17 protein-coding genes are annotated in these 16,086 nt (G+C 74.0%); 4 read left to right on the forward strand and 13 right to left on the reverse strand.

The window, feature by feature from the left end:
• Positions 1-73: 73 nt before the first annotated feature.
• From CELF_RS10810 to CELF_RS10825, 4 genes are all read right to left on the reverse strand, one after another.
• On the reverse strand, positions 74-2,884 hold the full coding sequence (locus CELF_RS10810) for an aconitate hydratase (RefSeq protein WP_013771293.1): 2,811 nt from the start codon (positions 2,882-2,884) through the stop codon (positions 74-76).
• Positions 2,885-3,151: 267 nt separating this feature from the next.
• Complete coding sequence (locus CELF_RS10815; protein ID WP_013771294.1) at positions 3,152-3,328, reverse strand: hypothetical protein; 177 nt, start codon at positions 3,326-3,328, stop codon at positions 3,152-3,154.
• 100 nt (positions 3,329-3,428) lie between these two features.
• The gene (locus tag CELF_RS10820; RefSeq protein WP_013771295.1) at positions 3,429-4,718 is read right to left on the reverse strand and encodes a class I SAM-dependent RNA methyltransferase; all 1,290 of its coding nucleotides are present in this window, start codon (positions 4,716-4,718) and stop codon (positions 3,429-3,431) included.
• Positions 4,708-6,711 carry an APC family permease gene (locus CELF_RS10825; RefSeq protein ID WP_013771296.1) on the reverse strand — a complete coding sequence of 668 codons (2,004 nt, stop codon included), beginning with the start codon at positions 6,709-6,711 and terminating at the stop codon, positions 4,708-4,710. Before CELF_RS10825 ends, CELF_RS10820 begins: the two co-directional genes overlap by 11 nt.
• 120 nt (positions 6,712-6,831) lie before the next feature.
• Here CELF_RS10825 and CELF_RS10830 point away from each other — a divergent pair, with 120 nt between their 5' ends.
• Both CELF_RS10830 and CELF_RS10835 read left to right on the forward strand, forming a co-directional pair.
• Positions 6,832-7,482 carry a potassium channel family protein gene (locus CELF_RS10830; protein ID WP_013771297.1) on the forward strand — a complete coding sequence of 217 codons (651 nt, stop codon included), beginning with the start codon at positions 6,832-6,834 and terminating at the stop codon, positions 7,480-7,482.
• Positions 7,479-8,153 carry a potassium channel family protein gene (locus CELF_RS10835; protein ID WP_013771298.1) on the forward strand — a complete coding sequence of 225 codons (675 nt, stop codon included), beginning with the start codon at positions 7,479-7,481 and terminating at the stop codon, positions 8,151-8,153. Before CELF_RS10830 ends, CELF_RS10835 begins: the two co-directional genes overlap by 4 nt.
• On the opposite strand, the gene CELF_RS10840 is transcribed toward CELF_RS10835, so the two are convergent.
• From CELF_RS10840 to dut, 4 genes are all read right to left on the reverse strand, one after another.
• A complete protein-coding gene (locus CELF_RS10840; protein WP_013771299.1) occupies positions 8,086-8,847 on the reverse strand; it encodes a DUF3159 domain-containing protein in 762 nt (253 codons plus the stop codon). The two genes, CELF_RS10835 and CELF_RS10840, sit on opposite strands and share 68 nt — an antisense overlap.
• Position 8,848: 1 nt before the next feature.
• Entirely contained in the window at positions 8,849-9,217 is a 369-nt protein-coding gene (locus CELF_RS10845; RefSeq protein ID WP_013771300.1) for an OB-fold nucleic acid binding domain-containing protein, read from the reverse strand.
• Positions 9,214-9,936 carry a DUF3710 domain-containing protein gene (locus tag CELF_RS10850; protein ID WP_013771301.1) on the reverse strand — a complete coding sequence of 241 codons (723 nt, stop codon included), beginning with the start codon at positions 9,934-9,936 and terminating at the stop codon, positions 9,214-9,216. Before CELF_RS10850 ends, CELF_RS10845 begins: the two co-directional genes overlap by 4 nt.
• 93 nt (positions 9,937-10,029) lie before the next feature.
• Positions 10,030-10,539, reverse strand: a complete 510-nt coding sequence (gene dut / locus CELF_RS10855; RefSeq protein ID WP_049791450.1) for a dUTP diphosphatase — start codon at positions 10,537-10,539, stop codon at positions 10,030-10,032.
• On the opposite strand from dut, the gene CELF_RS10860 reads away from it, so the two are divergent.
• On the forward strand, positions 10,538-11,020 hold the full coding sequence (locus tag CELF_RS10860; RefSeq protein WP_013771303.1) for a DUF3093 domain-containing protein: 483 nt from the start codon (positions 10,538-10,540) through the stop codon (positions 11,018-11,020). The two genes, dut and CELF_RS10860, sit on opposite strands and share 2 nt — an antisense overlap.
• Positions 11,021-11,082: 62 nt before the next feature.
• Here the strand turns inward: CELF_RS10860 and CELF_RS10865 are convergent, their stop codons facing one another.
• The gene (locus tag CELF_RS10865) at positions 11,083-11,382 is read right to left on the reverse strand and encodes a DUF4193 domain-containing protein (protein WP_013771304.1); all 300 of its coding nucleotides are present in this window, start codon (positions 11,380-11,382) and stop codon (positions 11,083-11,085) included.
• 161 nt (positions 11,383-11,543) lie between these two features.
• A complete protein-coding gene (locus tag CELF_RS10870; protein WP_049791451.1) occupies positions 11,544-12,407 on the reverse strand; it encodes an inositol monophosphatase family protein in 864 nt (287 codons plus the stop codon).
• A 122-nt stretch (positions 12,408-12,529) separates the two neighbouring features.
• On the opposite strand from CELF_RS10870, the gene sepH reads away from it, so the two are divergent.
• Positions 12,530-13,591, forward strand: a complete 1,062-nt coding sequence (gene sepH / locus CELF_RS10875; RefSeq protein WP_013771306.1) for a septation protein SepH — start codon at positions 12,530-12,532, stop codon at positions 13,589-13,591.
• On the opposite strand, the gene CELF_RS10880 is transcribed toward sepH, so the two are convergent.
• From CELF_RS10880 to CELF_RS10890, 3 genes are read right to left on the reverse strand one after another with little or no spacing between them, the layout of a single operon-like run.
• Positions 13,592-14,263 (reverse strand): thymidine kinase, encoded by a 672-nt coding sequence (locus tag CELF_RS10880; protein WP_013771307.1) that lies wholly within the window; start codon positions 14,261-14,263, stop codon positions 13,592-13,594. It abuts the gene before it with no gap.
• A 2-nt stretch (positions 14,264-14,265) separates the two neighbouring features.
• Positions 14,266-15,453, reverse strand: coding sequence for an alkaline phosphatase family protein (locus CELF_RS10885; protein WP_013771308.1), 1,188 nt, complete (start codon positions 15,451-15,453; stop codon positions 14,266-14,268).
• Positions 15,450-16,034, reverse strand: coding sequence for a DUF5998 family protein (locus CELF_RS10890; protein ID WP_013771309.1), 585 nt, complete (start codon positions 16,032-16,034; stop codon positions 15,450-15,452). The genes CELF_RS10885 and CELF_RS10890 overlap by 4 nt, the downstream gene beginning before the upstream one ends.
• Between the last annotated feature and the right edge of the window lie 52 nt (positions 16,035-16,086).

Below are 16,086 nucleotides of genomic sequence, written 5' to 3' on the forward strand. Positions count from 1 at the left end.
CCAGCACGGCGGTCCGCGGACGACCGCGCCCGGCCTCCCGAGGAGGGCCGGGCGCGGTCGTGCGTGCGGGACGTCAGGCGCCCGCGACCTGCCGCAGGACGTACTGCAGGATGCCGCCGTTGCGGTAGTAGTCCGCCTCGCCGGGGGTGTCGATGCGCACGACCGCGTCGAACTCCACCGTCGAGCCGTCGCCCTTGGTCGCTGTGACGTGCACGGTGCGGGGCGTGCGGCCCTCGTTGAGCTCCGTGACACCCGCGACGTCGAACGTCTCGGTGCCGTCGAGCCCGAGCGAGTCCGCGTTCTCGCCCTCGGGGAACTGCAGGGGCAGGACGCCCATCCCGATGAGGTTGGAGCGGTGGATCCGCTCGAAGGACTCGGTGATGACCGCGCGCACGCCGAGCAGGCGCGTGCCCTTCGCGGCCCAGTCGCGCGACGAGCCCGAGCCGTACTCCTTGCCGCCGAGCACGACGAGCGGGACGCCGGCCTCCTGGTAGGCGACCGACGCGTCGTAGATCGTCGTGTCCTCGCCCGTGAGCAGGTTCTTGGTGAACCCGCCCTCGGTTCCGGGCACGAGCTGGTTGCGCAGGCGGATGTTGGCGAAGGTGCCGCGGATCATGACCTCGTGGTTCCCGCGGCGCGAGCCGTAGGAGTTGAAGTCACGACGGTCGACGCCGTGCTCCGCGAGGTACTTCCCGGCCGGGCTGTCCGCCTTGATCGAGCCCGCAGGGCTGATGTGGTCGGTCGTGACCGAGTCGCCGAGCTTGGCGAGGACGCGCGCACCCGTGATGTCCGTGACGGGCTCGGGCGTCGCGCCCATGCCCTCGAAGTACGGGGGCTTGCGCACGTAGGTCGACTCGGCGTCCCACTCGAAGGTGTTCCCCTCGGGGGTGGGCAGCGAGCGCCACCGCTCGTCGCCCGTGAACACGTCCGCGTAGTCGTCGGTGAACATCTGGCGGTCGATCGACGCGTCGATCGTGGCCTGCACGTCCGCCGGGGAGGGCCAGATGTCCGCGAGGAACACCGGCTCGCCGGCCTCGGTCGTGCCCAGCGGCTCGTTCTCGAAGTCGAAGTCCATCGTCCCGGCGAGCGCGTAGGCGATGACCAGCGGCGGCGAGGCCAGGTAGTTCATCTTCACGTCGGGGTTGATGCGCCCCTCGAAGTTCCGGTTGCCGGACAGCACCGACACGACCGACAGGTCGTGCTCGTTGACCGTGGCGGACACCTCGTCGGGCAGCGGGCCCGAGTTGCCGATGCACGTCGCGCAGCCGTAGCCGACGAGGTGGAAGCCGAGCTTCTCGAGCGCGGGCCACAGCCCGGCCTTCTCGTAGTAGTTCGTGACGACCTGCGAGCCCGGCGCCATCGACGTCTTGACCCACGGCTTGGCCGACAGGCCCTTCTCGACCGCGTTCCGCGCGAGCAGCGCCGCGGCGAGCATGACCGACGGGTTCGACGTGTTGGTGCAGGACGTGATCGACGCGATGACGACGTGCCCGTGGTCGAGCTCGGTCTGGGTGCCGTCCGCGAGCGTCACGGGGACGCGCTTGTGCGGGCGGTGGGCCGAGTCGCCGTGCAGCGCGCCCGCGGGCGCGTCGGACGAGTCGGTGTGTGCGCTGGCCGCGATCGGGTCGGACGCCGGGAACGTCTCCTCGACCGACTCGTCGAGCCCGGTGAACGCGGCGGCCTCGTGCGGGTCGACGTAGTCGAGGATCGACGCCGCGAACGACTCCTTGGCCTCGGACAGCTCGATGCGGTCCTGGGGGCGCTTGGGGCCCGCGATCGACGGGACGACCGTCGACAGGTCGAGCTCGAGGTACTCCGAGTACACCGGCTCGGTGTAGCCCTCGGCCGACGGGTCGTGCCAGAGGCCCTGCTCCTTGGCGTACGCCTCGACGAGCGCGAGCTGCTCCTGCGAACGGCCGGTCAGGCGCAGGTACTCGAGGGTCACGCCGTCGATCGGGAAGATCGCGACGGTCGAGCCGAACTCGGGGCTCATGTTGCCGATCGTGGCGCGGTTGGCGAGCGGCACGGCCGCGACGCCCTCGCCGTAGAACTCGACGAACTTGCCGACGACGCCGTGCTGGCGCAGCTGCTGCGTGATCGTGAGCACGACGTCGGTCGCGGTCACGCCCGCCGGGATCTGCCCGGTGAGCTTGAAGCCGACGACGCGCGGGATGAGCATCGACACCGGCTGGCCCAGCATGGCCGCCTCCGCCTCGATGCCGCCGACGCCCCAGCCGAGCACCCCGAGGCCGTTGACCATCGTGGTGTGCGAGTCGGTGCCCACGCACGTGTCGGGGTACGCGCGGCCGTCGCGCACCATGACGCCGCGGGCGAGGTACTCGATGTTGACCTGGTGCACGATCCCGGTGCCGGGCGGGACGACCTTGAAGTCGTCGAACGCGGTCTGGCCCCAGCGCAGGAACTGGTAGCGCTCGCGGTTGCGCTGGTACTCCAGCTCGACGTTGCGCTCGAACGCGTCGGGGCGGCCCGCGACGTCGATCTGCACCGAGTGGTCGATGACCATCTCGGCGGGGGCGAGCGGGTTGATGCGGGACGGGTCGCCGCCGAGCTCGGCGACGGCCTCGCGCATGGTCGCGAGGTCGACGACGCACGGCACGCCGGTGAAGTCCTGCATGATCACGCGCGCGGGCGTGAACTGGATCTCGGTGTCGGGCTGCGCGGCCGGGTCCCAGCCGGCGAGCGCGCGCACGTGGTCCGCGGTGATGTTGGCACCGTCCTCGGTGCGCAGCAGGTTCTCCGCGAGGATCTTGAGGCTGAACGGCAGGCGGTCCAGCCCGGGGACGGCCGAGAGCCGGAACACCTCGTACGAGGCGTCACCGACCTCGAGCGTTCCCTTCGAACCGAAGCTGTCGACGCTGCTCACGTGGGGCTCCTTCGCTGGGCGAGTCTGCCCGGGGATGGGGGTCACCCGGACGCAGGACGTGCGACCTCCCAGCCTACGGCGGCCCGGGTCGCAAATTATCTCGACATCAAGATACATGCTCGATACCGGTGCGCGCACCCTCGTCCGCGCACGCGTCCCGGCGGGCACGCGTCCCGGCAGAGCCGCCGGGCACAGCACGACCCCCGCGCCCGGCGGGGCTGCGGGGGTCGTGGGCGGTACCGGACGCGCGGCCCGGCCCGGGACCGGTCAGCTCGGCCCGGACGCCTTCTTCTCCGCCTCGAGGGCCTCGAGCGCCTTGCGCTCGGCCTCCACGGCACGCTCGTGCGCGCGCGGGTCGTAGTCCGGCGTGCCCTGCTTGTGCAGCTCCTGCGTCGCCAGCCTGCTCGCCTCGGCCAGCCGGTGCGCCGCGTCCTTCTCGCTCACGGTCCGCTCCCCTCCGCCGCCCCGCCCTCGGTGCGGCTGCCACCCACGCTAACGCTGGTCAGGGCGCACGTCGCGCGCTGCCACGGCCTGCGCGAGGCGGTCAGCGGGTGAAGACCGCGACCGCCTCCAGGTGGTGCGTGTGCGGGAACAGGTCGTACCCCTGCACGTCGTCCAGCGCGTACCCCGCCTCGCCCAGCAGCGCGACGTCCCGGGCCAGCGCCGCGGGGTCGCACGCCACGTAGACGACCCGCTCGGGCCGCAGCGCAGCGACCGCGTCGACCACGCGCCGGCCGGCGCCCGTGCGGGGCGGGTCGAGCACGACGGCGTCGGCGTGCACGACGTCCGAGTCGGCGTCCTGCCGGCCCGTCAGCACACGCGCCACGTCACCGGCGTGCAGCTCGACGTTCGGGCGGTCGTGCACGTTGCGCCGGGCGTCGCGCACCGCGCGCGCGTCGCCCTCCACGGACACGACCTCGCCGTCGCCGACCGCGTCCGCGAGCGGCAGCGTGAAGAGCCCCGCGCCCGCGTACAGGTCGAGCACGACCGCTCCGTCCACGTCGCCCAGCGCGTCGAGCACGGCACCCACCAGCAGCCCGGGCGCCTCGCGGTGCACCTGCCAGAACCCGGCCGCGGCGACCCGGTAGGTGTACGTCACGTCGCCGCGTCGCACCTCCTCGCGCACCGACGTGCGCGCGTTCGGGCGCTTGTCGGTGCGTCCGCGGCCCAGGTCGAACGGGGCGCCGTCCTGGAGCACGAGCGGGGTGTCGCCGGCGGCGGGCGCGACGGCCTCGATCCGCGCACCCCCGGACCAGCGGCGCTCGAAGAGCCCCAGCGCCTCGATCGCCTCGGTCGCCAGGGGCATCGCGTCGAGCGCCCGCACGTCGTGCGAGCGGTGACCGCGCATCCCCGCGCGGCCCCGGGCGTCCGCGACCAGGTCGATCCGGGTGCGCCAGTGCAGGCCTCCCCGGTCGTCGTCGCCGGGCGCGGCGTGCACCGTGACGGCACGCTCGTCGCGTGCGAGCCGCCGGAGCTGCTCGGCGAGCACCGCCTCCTTCCACCGGCGCTGCGCGGGCAGGGCGACGTGCGCGAGCTCGCCGCCGCCGACGCCACCGGCGCCGGCCTCGGGCCACGCCGACGCGACCCGGTCGGGCGACGCCTCGAGGACCTCGACGGCGTCGGCACGCCAGAACGAGGCACTCTCCCCCGCGTCGGTCAGCCGCGCCCGCACACGCTCGCCGGGCAGGGTGTGCCGCACGAACACGACACGGCCCTCGTGCCGCGCGACGCAGTGCCCGCCGTGCGCCACCGGACCCACCTCGAGCTCGACGAGGGCGTCCGGGTCGGGACGGTCGGCAGGGGCAGGAGGCGTCGCGGGGGGCTCAGTAACCACGCGGCACGGTACCCCGGACCGGCTCCTCGAGGCCCGTCTGCCCCTCCGACGACGCGAGCTGCCACGGCACCGAGGCGACGACGACGCCCGGCGTGAACAGCAGGCGTCCCTTGAGGCGCAGGGCGCTCTGGTTGTGCAGCAGCTGCTCCCACCAGTGGCCCACGACGTACTCCGGGATGTAGACGACCACGAGGTCGCGCGGGCTCTCGCGGCGGATCGAGCGCACGTAGGTGAGCACCGGACGGGTGATCTCACGGAACGGCGAGTCGAGCACGCGCAGCGGCACGGGCAGGTTGAGCGCCTCCCACTGCTCGCGCAGGCGGTCGACGTCCTCCGGGTCCACGCCGACGGTGACGGCCTCGAGCAGCTGCGGGCGCGACGCGCGGGCGTACGCGAGCGCACGCATCGTCGGACGGTGCAGGTGCGAGACGAGCACGATCGCGTGCACGCGGCTCGGCAGCGCACGGGCGGCCTCGGCGTCGTCGCCGAGCGCGAGCTCGGCGCGCACGTGCTGGTAGTGCCGGCTGATGCCCTTCATGAGCACGAAGACGGCGACCATCGCGAGGATCGCGATCCACGCGCCGTGCGTGAACTTCGTGATGAGCACGATGACGAGCACCGTCGCCGTCATCGCCAGGCCGATCGTGTTGATCACCCGCGAGCGCTTCATCCGGGCCCGCGCCGCTGGGTTCGGCTCGGTGCGCAGCGCGCGCGTCCAGTGCCGCACCATGCCCGTCTGGCTGATGGTGAACGACACGAAGACGCCGACGATGTACAGCTGGATGAGCCGCGTGACCTCGGCGTCGAACGCCCAGATGAGCGCGACGGCCGCGGCCGCGAGCGTGACGATGCCGTTGGAGAACGCGAGCCGGTCGCCGCGCGTGTGCAGCTGGCGCGGCAGGTACCCGTCGCGCGCGAGGATCGAGCCGAGCACCGGGAACCCGTTGAACGCCGTGTTGGCGGCGAGCACCAGGATCAGACCGGTGACGACGGACACCAGGACGAACATCACCGGCACGCCCTGGAACACCGAGTCGGCGAGCTGGCTGATCACGGGGTGCTGCACGTAGTCCTCGCCGACGGGCACGCCGTTCTCGAGGAGCTGCGTCGCGGGCTCCTCCGCGAAGCGCACCTGCGTGGCCTGCGCGAGCAGCAGGATGCCCATGATCATCGTGATCGACAGTCCACCGAGCAGCGCGAGCGTCGTGGCCGCGTTGCGCGACTTCGGCTTCTTGAACGCCGGCACGCCGTTGCTGATGGCCTCGACGCCGGTGAGGGCGGCACAGCCCGACGCGAAGGCGCGCAGGATGAGGAAGAACCCGGCGAGGCCGGTGAGCCCCTGGTCGAAGCCCGCCTCGGCCGCGACGTCGAAGCCCGCGCTCTCGGACAGCGGGAGCGTGCCCGCGAAGTAGCGGATGGCGCCGACCACCGCGAGCGAGCCGATCGCGAACATGAACAGGTACACGGGGACCGCGAACGCGCGGCCCGACTCCTTGACCCCGCGCAGGTTCGCCACCGTCAGCAGGACGACCAGCCCGATCGCGAAGGCGGCCTCGTGGCCACGCAGCGGCGGGAAGGCGGTCGCCGCGTACTGCGCGCCCGACGAGATCGAGACGGCGACCGTGAGCACGTAGTCGACGAGCAGCGCGCTCGCCACGGTGACCCCGGCGTTCGGCCCGAGGTTGACGTTCGCCACCTCGTAGCCACCGCCGCCCGAGGGGTACGCGTGCACGTTCTGCCGGTACGAGGCGACGACCGTGATCATCACGACGACGACCGCGATGCCGACCCACGGCGAGATGACGAGGGCCGACAGACCCGCGAGCGACAGGGTCAGGAGGATCTCGTCGGGGGCGTACGCGACGGACGACAGAGCGTCCGAGGCGAACACCGGCAGGGCGATCCGCTTGGGCAGGAGCGTGTGGCCGAGCCGGTCGCTCCGGACGGGACGTCCGAGAACGAGTCGCTTGGCGGCATCCGCGAGGTCCGACACGAGAGTCGATCGTAGGCCTGCGATCGGGGAGCGGCACCACTCGGAGGTCCCGGGCCGCCCGTGGCGCGTCACACGAGGCCCCGGGCAGGTATAGCGTGACGCCCTGTGCACTTCGTGATCATGGGCTGCGGACGGGTCGGGGCCTCGCTCGCCCAGTCCCTCGAGAGCCACGGCCACTCGGTGGCCGTCATCGACCAGAACGCCGACGCCTTCCGTCGGCTCGACGCCGACTTCGGCGGCAACAAGGTGACCGGCATGGGCTTCGACCGGGACACCCTGACGCAGGCCGGCATCGAGGACGCGTTCGGGTTCGCCGCGGTGTCCGACGGCGACAACTCGAACATCCTCGCGGCGCGCGTCGTGCGCGAGACGTTCGGGATCGAGAACGTCGTCGCCCGGATCTACGACCCGCACCGCGCCGAGATCTACCAGCGCCTCGGCATCCCGACCGTCGCCACCGTGCGGTGGACCGCGCACCAGGTGCTGCGCCGCCTGCTGCCCATGGGCGCGACGGACGAGTACCGCGACTCCTCGGGCCAGATCCAGCTCGCGCAGGTCGACGTGCACGCCGGCTGGTTCGGCAAGCCCCTGCGCGCCCTCGAGGAGGCCGCGGGCGTCCGCGTCGCCTTCCTCACCCGCTACGGCGACGGCGTCCTGCCGACGTCCGACACCGTCCTGCAGGAGAACGACATCGTGCACGCGCTGTTCCGGGCCGACGACGCGGCCTTCGTCGAGCGGACCCTCACGCACGCACCGGTGGTGACCGAGTGAGGGTCGTCATCGCCGGCGCCGGCTCGGTCGGCCGCTCGATCGCCCGCGAGCTGCTCGGGCACGACCACGAGGTCACGCTCATCGACCGCCAGCCGTCCGCCATGCGGGTGGCGCAGGTCGCCGACGCGGACTGGCTGCTCGCGGACGCGTGCGAGCTGCCCACGCTGCGCGAGGTGCGCGCCGACGAGTGCGACGTCGTGGTGGCCGCCACGGGCGACGACAAGGCCAACCTCGTGATCTCGCTGCTCGCGAAGACGGAGTTCGGCGTGCCGCGCACCGTCGCACGCGTGAACAACCCGAAGAACGAGTGGATGTTCGACGAGGCGTGGGGCGTGGACGTCGCCGTCTCGACGCCGCGCATCATGACCGCCATGGTCGAGGAGGCCGTCACGGTCGGCGACCTCGTGCGGATCTTCACCTTCCACCAGTCGCGCGCCGACATCCTCGAGATCACGCTGCCCGAGGGCTCCCCGCTCGCGGGCGTGCGCGTCGGTCAGATCGACTGGCCGGCCGACACGGTCCTGGCCTGCATCGTGCGCGACGCGCGCCCGATCGCCCCCAGCCCGGACGACACCCTCGAGGGTCTCGACGAGCTGCTGTTCGTCACGGGTCGTGACGCGGACGAGAAGGCGCTCGAGACGCTGCTGACCCGCGGACGGTCAGCCAGCTGACCCACAGCGCGACCGCGAACAGCGGCACGCCCATCACGAGCTTGGCGGTGCCCAGCCACGCGACCTCCGAGGACAGGTACAGCGGCACCTGCACGGCGAGGCGCAGTGCGAACACGGCGACCCACGGCCACGTGGCGAGCGCGTAGACGCGGCGCAGCGCCGGGTCGGAGCGCCACGCCGTCACGACGCTCCACGACCCTCCGGTGATGGGCCCGTCCTTGTCGAACATCCCGACGAGCAGGCCGACGACCGGCCAGCCGACGACGATCGACGCGAGCGTGCCGACCAGGTACGCGACGTTTGTCCACAGCCCGTAGGCGAAGTAGTCCTCCGCCTGGCCGGTGCGCCACGCCCAGAACACGCCGATCCCGACGCCCAGGACCCCGGACAGCGCCTGCGTGACGGGCGTGCGCTGGACGAGCCGCGCGACGACCGCGACCAGTGCGGCCGCGGACGCGGCGACGAGCGCCGGCACGAGCTGCTGCCCCGCGACCAGGTAGACCACGACGAAGAGCAGGCCGGGCGCGATCGACTCGACGATCCCGCGCACGCCGCCGACCGCGTCGAGCGCCGAGAACTCCTCCGCCGCGATCGCCCGCATGCCGCGCGCGCCGCCCTCCTCGGGCGGGACCAGCTCGTCGATCGCTTCCAGGGGTCGCTCGGGGTGCGGCGCGCGCCGCGGCTCGTCCGTCACGTCACTCCCCCGGACGAGGCCGCAGCTCGTACTTGGGGTTGAACACGGTGCGGCGCCCGTCGACGAGGCACACGAGACCCTCGATGCGCAGACGACGTCCGGGCGCGATCCCGGCGATCTCGCGGCGACCGAGCCAGACGAGGTCCAGCGTCCCGCTGCCGTCGTACAGCTCGGCCTCGAGCGCGGGCACGCCCTCGCGGGGCCGCAGCACGACCGACCGGATGACGCCGGACACGCTCGCACGCGACCGGTTCGCCAGGCTCTCGACGGGCGTGCAGCCGACGGACCGCAGCGCGTCGGCGCGCTCCTCGTCGGCCTCGATCTCCGCCTGGGACGCGACGACCTTGCGCATCCGCTCCTTGATGCTCATCGGATCTCCGTGATCTCCGGTCCGCGGGTCAGCGGGTCGAACGACGGCGTCTCCTGCGCAGGGGCGGCGGCGGGCGCCTGGGCGGGTCCGGGCAGGCGCAGCGCGAGCAGGTCGCGCGGCGGGCGGGCCTCGGTGCCGCGCACGACGACGATGCGCGCGTAGAGCTGCTCGAGCGCCTCGGCCGCGGCCGGCTCGACGGCACCCTTGCCCGTGATGACGCCGCGCAGGAACCAGCGCGGGCCGTCGGTGCCGATGAAGCGCGCGGGCCGGTGGCCGCTGCGCCCCTCGGGCGTGCGGACGGGCAGCCGGGCGAGCAGCTCGCGGCCGAACGGCCCGGGCACCTCGTCGACGGACCCGCCCTGCGCGGTGACCGACTCCGCGATCTCGCCGCGGATCTCGTCCCAGATGCCCTCCGTGCGGGGCGCCGCGAACGCCTGCACCTGCAGCGACGACCCGTCGAGCAGGACGGACGCCGCCGACACGACGTTGGTCGACTTGTCGATCTCCATCCGCAGCTCCATGCCGGGCAGGCCGGGCAGGCGGATCGCGCCGAGGTCCACGCGCGGGATGTCGTCGGTGACCTCCTCGGCGTCCCACGGCCCGGTGCTGCGCGAGGAGCCCGCGGACGGGGAGGCCGCGGCGGCCTCCTGCGGTGCGACCTCGACGTCGACGACGTCGTCGGCGGCGCTGTCCTTGCCGCCGCGTCGGAACAGAGCCACGACACACTCCCTCTCGACGCGCCCGTGCGCGCCGTACCTGTCGACAGTAGTCCTGCGTCGGATCGGCGACCTAGTCGCCGGCGTCGCCGGGCGTCAGCCCTCGCGCGCCGCCTTCCAGCCGCCGCTGGAGCCGAACCCGCCGTCGCCCCGGTGCGAGCCGGGCAGCGTCGCGACCTCGACGAACCGCGCGCGCTCGACGCGCTGGACCACGAGCTGCGCGACCCGGTCCCCCCGGTGCAGCTCGACGGGGTGCTCGACGTCGGTGTTGAGCAGCGTCACCGCGATCTCGCCCCGGTACCCGGCGTCGACCGTGCCGGGCGCGTTGACGATCGTCAGCCCGTGCCGCGCGGCGAGCCCGGAGCGCGGGTGCACGAACGCGGCGTAGCCGTCCGGGAGCGCGATCGCGACGCCCGTCGGGACGGTGACGCGGCCCTGGGGCGGGACGACGACGTCGACGCGCGTGACGAGGTCGGCGCCGGCGTCCCCCGGGTGGGCGTACGCCGGGGCAGGCAGGTCGGGGTCGAGCCGGAGCAGGAGCACCTCGACGGGTTCGGCGGTCACGGGGCCCGACCCTACCCCGGGCGGGTGGGATGCTGGAGGCATGCCCGACTCCGCCGTCCCGCCGGCCGTCCTGCCCGCGTCGAGCTGGTCCGAGCGCCTGTGGCCCGGCCCGTGGGGGTGGGTCCTGCTCGTCGTGTTCACCCTGATGCTGGGCGTCGTGCTGCTGCCGGTCGACGCGACGCTGGCGGCGGTCGTGGGACTCGTGGCGCTCGGGGCGGGCCTGGCGGTGACGGTCGCGCTCACGCCGACGGTCCGCGTCGCGGACGGGTCGCTGCGGGCCGGGTCCGCCCGGATCCCCCTGTCCCTGCTGGGCACGGTGACCGAGCTCGACGCCGACGCGCTGCGCCGCGAGCTCGGACCGGACCTCGACGCCCGGGCGCACGTGTGCCTGCGCGGGTGGATCCGCTCGGCGGTCCGCGTCGAGCTGCTCGACCCGCAGGACCCGACGCCCTACTGGTTGGTGTCGACCCGCCGGCCGCACGAGCTCGCGCAGGCGATCCGGGCCGGCGCGACCGTCCGCTGACGCACGTCGGCCGGCCTCCCGCCCGCGGGCAGGGGGCCGGCCGTCGTCTCGTCAGACCAGGCTCAGGCGGCGCACTCGGAGCACACCGGTGCCCCGTCGCGCTCGTAGGCGAGCTGGCTGCGGTGGTGCACCAGGAAGCAGCGGGAGCACGTGAACTCGTCCGCCTGCCGGGGAAGCACCCGGACGGAGAGCTCTTCGCCGGACAGGTCCGCTCCCGGGAGCTCGAAGCCTTCCGCGGCCTCGGTCTCGTCCTCGTCCACCACGCCCGAGTTCTTGTCGGAGCGCCGGGCCTGGAGCTCCTGGAGCGAGTCCTCGCTCAGGTCCTCCTCGGTCTTGCGCGGGGCGTCGTAGTCGGTAGCCATGAGTGGCGTCACACTCCGTCGTCAGTGGGATTCGCGTACGCGGGATCAATGCACCGGTGCGGTTTTTTGTTCCCACGCGCGGAGGATTGTGCACCACATCCGACCCGAGTGCGAACACGGACACGTGCCCACATTCGAGGAGGCCATTTGCGGGAGCGTTTTCACCCGTCCTGGTCGGCGTCGAGGTCCTCGAGGAGGCGCACCAGCTCCGCCGCGCGGGCGGGCCACCCGGCCACCGTCATGGCCGTCCCGGGTGCCGCGCCCCGCAGGCCGGTGACCAGCGCGCCCGCCTCCTGCGCGACGAGCAGGCCCGCCGCGAGGTCCCACGCCCCCAGCCCTCGCTCGTAGTAGAGGTCGAGCTGCCCGGCCGCCAGATTGCACAGGTCGAGGGCCGCCGAACCGGTGCGACGGATATCACGTACTCGGGGCAACAGGTCGGCGAGCACACGTGCCTGCGCGCGGCGTCGCTCGGCCCGGTATCCGAAGCCGGTACCGACCAGACAACCGGGAAGCGGACGCGGTTCCTCCATCTGCAGCGCGCGGCCGTCCAGCGTCGCGCCAAGCCCCCGCCCGGCGCGGAACGTCCGACCGTCGGCGGGCGCGTGCACGCACCCCGCCACGACGGTCCACGTCGCCGGGTCCGGCGCGCCCGCGGGGCCGACGACCGCGGCGACCGAGACCGCGTACGCGGGCCTGCCGTACAGGTAGTTGACCGTGCCGTCGATGGGATCCACGACCCACGTGACGCCCGACGTCCCCGGGACGTACCCCTCCTCCTCGCCGAGCACCCCGTCGTGCGGCCGCAGCTCGGCGAGGCGCCGGCGCAGCAGCTCCTCCGACGCGAGGTCCATCGCGGTGACGACGTCCTCGGGGCTGGTCTTCGTGGCCGCCACGGCGACCCGCTCGGGGCGGCCCTCGTGCACGAGCCGGCCGGCCTCGCGGGCGGCCCGCTCGGCGACCTCCACGAGCGTCTCGACGTCGGCGGTGGTCAGCGGCGTGCCCGGTGCGTTCTCCACGGAGGACATCCTCCCCCGCCGCGCCGCGCGACGCGCCCGCCGCCCACGACGTGCCGCGGCTCACCGACCGGGATGCGCCCGTCCGGCGCCCGGAGGTGGCAGGCTCTCTTCCCGAGGTACCGGGAGGTCGAATGGGTGAGCTCGAGCTGGAGGGTCTGCACGACGACGGCGAGCACCTCGTCCTCGTCGGACCCGGGGGCGAACGGTTCCGTCTGCGCATCGACGAGCCGCTGCGCGCGGCCGTGCGCAGGGACCGGCCGCAGCTCGAGCAGCTGCGCGCCGAGAGCGCGGGGACGCTGAGCCCGCGCGAGATCCAGGCACGGATCCGTGCGGGTGCGACGACGCAGGAGGTCGCGGAGTCGTCCGGGCTGCCCGTGGAGCACGTGCGCCGCTACGAGGGACCCGTGCTCGCCGAGCGCGAGTACGTCGCCGAGCAGGCGCGCGCGACGCGCGTCGGCCGGGACGCGGGTGCGCCGACGCTCGGCGACCTCGTGACCGACCGCCTGGCCGCGCGCGGCGTGGACCTGGCCTCGCTCGCGTGGGACTCCGCACGGGAGGCGTCCGGACCGTGGGTCGTGCTGGCCCGCTTCACGGTCGGCGACCAGCCGCAGGAGGCGCGCTGGACGTTCGACGCGTCGCGGCGCACGGTCGTCGCCGACGACGACGAGGCCCGCTGGCTGTCCGAGACGGAGCTCCCCGACGAGCCGGTCGCGCGACGCCACCTCGCCGCCGTGCGGGACGTGGTCTTCGACTTCCGCGACGGCGACCTGACCGCGAGCGCGGAGCCCGCCGAGCCCGAGCCCGACCCGCAGCAGCAGACGCACGACCTCCTCGACGAGCTGCGCACGCGCCGCGGGGTCCGGCAGAGCCTCGACCTCGAGGGCGACGACGAGGAGTTCGAGGGCTTCGGGCCGCCGCACGCCTTCGACTTCGGCCGCGCGGACGACGACGTGCCGGGTGCGCACCCGCTCGACGCCGACCCCGCGGCGGAGGCGGTCGTGCTCCGGCCGCAGCACGTTCCGGCGCGCGCGTCCGTGGACGTCGTGCCCGAGCCGGCCCTGGAACCCGTGGTCGAGCAGGCGGACCCCGCCGAGCCCGTGCACGAGCCCGCGGCCGAGCGGCCACGGTCGCGCAAGGGCCGCGCGAAGGTGCCGAGCTGGGACGAGATCGTCTTCGGCGCGAAGCCCGAGTAGTCAGGCGCGCACGCCGAGCGTGCCCTGCACGGCCGTCGTCAGGGTCGCGGCCGTCGGGGACGCCGCGCGCGCCGTGGCGGCGGTCATGCGGCGCATGTGGTGCCGGCGGCACAGCACCTCGTAGCCGACCTCGTCGGCACCGGCCTCGACGTCGCCCACGACCACCTGCGCACCCTCGACGACCATGACGCCGCCGACCGTGCGCGCGTTGTGCGTGGCGCGGGCACCGCACCAGCACAGCGCCTTGACCTGCAGGATCTCGACCCGGTCGGCGAGCTCGACCAGCCGCGCCGAGCCCGGGAACAGGCGGGCGCGGAAGTCGGTCGAGATGCCGAACGCGTACACGTCGACCTCGAGCTCGTCGACGACGCGCGCGAGCTGCTCGACCTGCGCGGCGGTGTAGAACTGCGCCTCGTCACCGATGAGGTAGTCGACCGGGCGCCCGTGCGTGCGGCGCTCGATGACCTCGGACCAGAAGTCCGTCCGGTCGCCGACCTCGGCCGCCTGCTGCACGAGGCCGAGCCGTGAGGAGATCGTCGCCGCCCCGGCCCGGTCGTTGCGCGTGAACAGCACGCCGTCGCGGCCGCGCGCGGCGTGGTTGTGGTGCATCTGCAGCGCGAGCGTGGACTTGCCGCAGTCCATCGTGCCCGAGAAGAAGACGAGCTCCGCCACGGTCAGTCGCCTCCCAGCACGACGAGGAAGGGCACGAGCATCTCGTGCCGCGTGAGCGAGCCGTGCACGCCCACGAGGTCCATCGAGGCGGGCGTCTGGGTCGCCGAGTCCACGACCGTCGCCCGGCCCGTCATGGCGACGACCACGTCGCCGATCACGCGCGCCGCGTGGTCGCCGACGTCGCCGAACCACCCGCGGGCGACCGCGTCGTCACGCGTGGCGACGACCGCCGCGTCGCCGAGCACGGCCCGCCACCGGTCGGCCACCGCGGCCGCGTCGGCGCCGTCGTCCAGGTGCAGGTGCGACGCGCGCGGCTCCCCCGCGACGAGCGCCACGTCACGCCGGAGCTCCGGGTGGGTCGCGACGTCCCAGCGCGCGGCCCGGTCGACGTCGACCATGCCGTGGTCCGCGGTCACGACGAGCAGGGTGCCGCGCGGCAGCCGCCGGGCCAGCCGGGACAGCTCCGCGTCGAGCGCCTCGAGCGCGTCGCCCCACTGCCGCGACCCCCAGCCGTGGTGGTGGCCCGCCTTGTCCACGTCGCCCCAGTACAGGTAGGTCAGGCCGGGCCGGCGCAGGGAGTCGAGGGTCGCGTCGACCCGGTCGCCGAGCGACTCCGCCACGCGGTAGGAGGCACCGCGCAGCGCGGCCTCCGTCAGTCCCGAGCCGGCGAACCGCGCCGGGCCGACGCTCGTCACGCGCACGCCCTCGCCGACGAGGGACTCGAAGACCGTCGGGCCGGGCTGCCACGCGCGCGCGGACGGCAGGTCCGTCCAGGACACGAGGTTGCCGAGCCGACCGCTCGCGGGGTCGCGCACCGTGTAGCCGAGCATCGCCGTCGCACCGGGCGGGCGGCCCGTGCCGAAGCTGCCGAGCGCGGTCGCGGTCGTCGACGGGAACGTCGTCGTGAGCGGGGCGGACTCGCGCACGAGCCCCCGCAGGAACGGCGCGTGCCCGGCCCGCTCCGACAGGTTGAGGTGACCGAGACCGTCGACGAGGACGACGCACGCGCGCTCGACCCGCGGCAGGCCCAGCAGCGCACGGGCCGCCTCGCCGTGCTCGCGGGCGCCGAGCGCACCGGCCACCCCCGGCAGCAGCGACGTCAGCGACGGCTGCCCGCCGCACGGCAGGACGAGGCCGTCGGCGGGCGCCTCGACCTGCGCGACGCCCGCGCCCGTCGCGTCGTCCGTCATCGTCCGCGCACGCTCGCCGCGGACAGGCGCCGCGCGAACGCGGCCGCGGCCCGGACCGAGTCTTCGCCCTCGGCAGCGGCGCTCACGCGCACGACCACGTCGTCCGGCGTGAGGGTGCCGGTGAGCCCGTGGTCGGCGTCGCACTGCGGGTCGCCGCACGTCGCGGGCTCGAGGTCGACGCGCGAGACGGCACCCCAGCCGATCGCGAGCGTGAGCTCGACCGGGGGCCGGCCGGGCCGGTGCTCCTGCGGGCGTGGCACCACGTGCGTGAGGGCGACCGAGCGGAGCTCGCCGAGCGGGACGGCCTCGGTGGTCGCCTGCGCGCTGGGCGACGGGTTCTCGGAGTCGGCGGCCTGGTCGTCGACGTGCGCGACCACGAGGCGCGTCGGCGTCAGCGCGAGGACCGTGACGTGACGGCGCACCTCGGAGGCGTCGAACGTCGTCTCGGGGTGCACGAGGTGGGCGAGGACGGGCTCGTCGGCGAGCGCGACGTCGAGGACGTCAGCGACGAGGTCCGGGTAGTAGCCGGCGCGGTGCAGGTCGTCGCGCAGGTCGTCAGAGACTGCAGGCACGGCCCCCATCTTCCCACCGACGCGCACGTGCGTGCGGCCGTCCTCCCCCGACCGGCGGGGA

The organism is Cellulomonas fimi ATCC 484, assembly GCF_000212695.1.
GTDB lineage: Bacteria > Actinomycetota > Actinomycetes > Actinomycetales > Cellulomonadaceae > Cellulomonas > Cellulomonas fimi.